Here is a 2719-nt window from a genome sequence, read left to right as displayed (position 1 = left end):
GGGTGTTGCCGCGGTCGTTGCATGTGGGGGTGCCGTCGTCGCATGTGGCGTGGGCGGGGGGTGGGGTGCGGTTGTTGGCGGAGGAGGTGGCGTGGGTCAAGGAAGAGGGTGTGCGGCGGGCGGGGGTGTCGTCGTTCGGGGTGAGTGGGACGAACGCGCATGTGATTGTGGAGGAGGCCCCGGTCGAGGAATTGGTCGGGGAGCCGGGGGATGAGCTAGGTCTCGGTGGCGGGCAGGCCGCGGCCTCCGGGAACGGTTCCGGTGCGGGTCCGGTGGTGGTGGCGTGGGACCGGTTGAGCGCGGTGTCCGGGCAGGAGTCTGCCCCGATCCCAGGGGAGACGTCTGTCCTGATGCCGGTGCCGGTGGTGGTGTCGGGGGCCAGTGGGGCGGGGTTGGAGGCGACCGCGGCCCGGTGGGCGGGGTTCCTCCGCGACCAGCAGGACCAGCACGAGGAGCGCGGCCAGGAGGGCGAGCGCGACCGGCGGGACCAGGACGGCCGTGGTGACGGGGCGGGCTCGGGTGGGTCTGGTGTGTCGGTGGTGGATGTGGGGGTTGCGGCGGGGGCGGGTCGGGCGGGGTTGGAGCATCGGGCGGTGGTGCTGGCCCGTGACACCGCCGAGCTGGCCGGGCTTTTGGAGGAGGTCGCCGGGGGGCGGGAGCCGTCCGGGGTGGTGCGCGGGGTGGCTTCGGGGGATCCGGGGGTGGTGTTTGCGTTTCCGGGTCAGGGGACCCAGTGGGTGGGGATGGGGGCCCGGTTGCTGGCGGAGTCGCCGGTGTTCGCCTCCCGTTTGGCCGAGTGCGCGCAGGCGTTGGGCCCGTTCGTGGATTTCGATGTGCTCGCGGTGGCCCGGGGGGATGCGGGGGCGGCGTCGTTGGAGCGGGTGGAGGTGGTCCAGCCGGTGTCGTGGGCGGTGATGGTGTCCCTGGCCGCGGTGTGGGAGGCGGTGGGGGTTCGCCCGTCGGCGGTGGTGGGCCATTCGCAGGGGGAGGTTGCGGCGGCGTGTGTGGCGGGGGTGCTGTCGCTGGCGGACGGGGCGCGGGTGGTCGCCGAGCGGAGCCGGATCATCGCGGCCTCCCTGTCCGGGGCCGGGGCGATGGCCGCGGTCGCGCTCAGCCCGGAGCAGGTGCAGGAACGCTTGGACGCGGATCCGGCGTGGGGTGGGGTGTCGGTGGCGGCGGTGAACGGGCCTGCCTCGGTGGTGGTCTCCGGCGGGACGGCCGCGGTCGAGAACCTTGTGCACACCTGGCAGGGCCAGGGGGTGCGGGTGCGGCGGATCGCGGTGGATTACGCCTCGCATTCGGTCCAGGTGGAGCAGGTTCGCGAGGAGCTGATCGCGGCGTTGGACGGAATCGTGCCGGGGGCGGGGCGGGTGCCGTTCTACTCGACCGTGCGCGGTGAGGTGGTGGCGGGCGGGGAGTTGGGGGCGCAGTACTGGTATTGGAATCTGCGGTTGCCGGTGGGCTTCGCCGGGGTGGTCGAGCAGTTGGTGTCGGAGGGGCGCGGGGTGGTGGTGGAGGTGAGCGCGCACCCGGTGCTGGGGGTCGGGGTCCAGGAGATCGTGGAAGCCGCGGGCGGGACCGTGGTGGGGTCGTTGCGCCGGGGCGAGGGGGGTTTGGGCCGGTTCTTGGAGTCGGTGGGGCGGGTGTTCGTGTGCGGGGTGGGGGTGGACTGGCCGGCGGTGTTCGCAGGATCCGGCGGCCGGGGTGTGGCGGGGTTGCCGACGTATGCGTTCCAGCGGCGGCGGTTCTGGTTGGAGGGCGGGGCCCGGGCGGGGTCGGGGTCGGGGTCGGGTGTGGTGGGGCATCCGCTGGTGGGGTCGTCGGTGGTGGTGGCGGGTTCGGGTGAGGCGGTCCTCTCGGGACGCATCTCGGTTGCGGGGTCGGGGTGGGTGGCGGATCACGGGGTGGGGTCTGTGGTGGTGTTCCCGGGGGCGGGGTGGGTGGAGTTGGCGGTGTGTGCGGGGGGTGTGGTGGGGGTGCCGGTGGTGGAGGAGTTGGCGTTGCTGGCCCCGCTGGTCCTGCCCGGTGCCGCAACCGAGGCCGGTGTCGGTGTCCCCTCCGGGGGCGGTGGGTCGGGTTCGGCCGGGTCCGGTTCGGGGTCGGCCGGGGGATCCGGGTCGGGGTCTCCGGGGTCGGTGGATGTGCAGGTGCGGGTGCTGGAGGCGGGGTCGGGGTCCGGGGGGCGGCGTGGGGTGGAGATGTATGCCCGCCCCACCCCCACCCGCGGCCGGAGCAACGCCAACGGCCAGCAGCAGGACCAGGGCAACGGCCACGAGCGGGACCAGTATGGGAACGGCGACCGTATTGAGGTTCGGGGTGGGGACGAGGAGGACACGCGCGGCCGTGACCAGGACGGTGATGGTGACCGTGCCGGGGTCGATGGCGGGGGGTGGGTGTGCCATGCGCGGGGGGTGCTGGCCCCGGACGACCCCGCCACCCCGGACGCCTCGGGCATGGGCGACCCCGGAAGCGATGCTGCGGGGTTTGCCGGCGGGGTGTGGCCTCCGGCGGGGGCGCGGGAGGTCGAGCTCGCAGGGCTGTACGGGGAGTTGGCTGATCGGGGTTATGGGTACGGTCCGGCGTTTCAGGGGCTGATGCGGGCGTGGAGGCGGGGCGGGGAGGTGTTCGCGGAGGTGGAGTTGGCCGAGGCCGAGGCCGAGCAGGCGCACCGGTTCGGGGTGCATCCGGCGCTGCTGGACGCGGCGCTGCACGCCAGTTC

The 2719-nt window shown here is 74.1% G+C and carries 1 protein-coding gene; it reads left to right on the top strand.

The features are described from left to right. Positions 1-350: 350 nt before the first annotated feature. The coding region (locus CLV63_RS32995) for an acyltransferase domain-containing protein (protein ID WP_170134422.1) at positions 351-2719 on the top strand (2369 nt) is incomplete at its 3' end.

It is taken from the genome of Murinocardiopsis flavida (genome assembly GCF_003014485.1).
Classification (GTDB): domain Bacteria; phylum Actinomycetota; class Actinomycetes; order Streptosporangiales; family Streptosporangiaceae; genus Murinocardiopsis; species Murinocardiopsis flavida.
The sequence above is the reverse complement of the archived record's forward strand: the minus strand, read 5'-3'. Positions and strand labels throughout refer to the sequence as shown.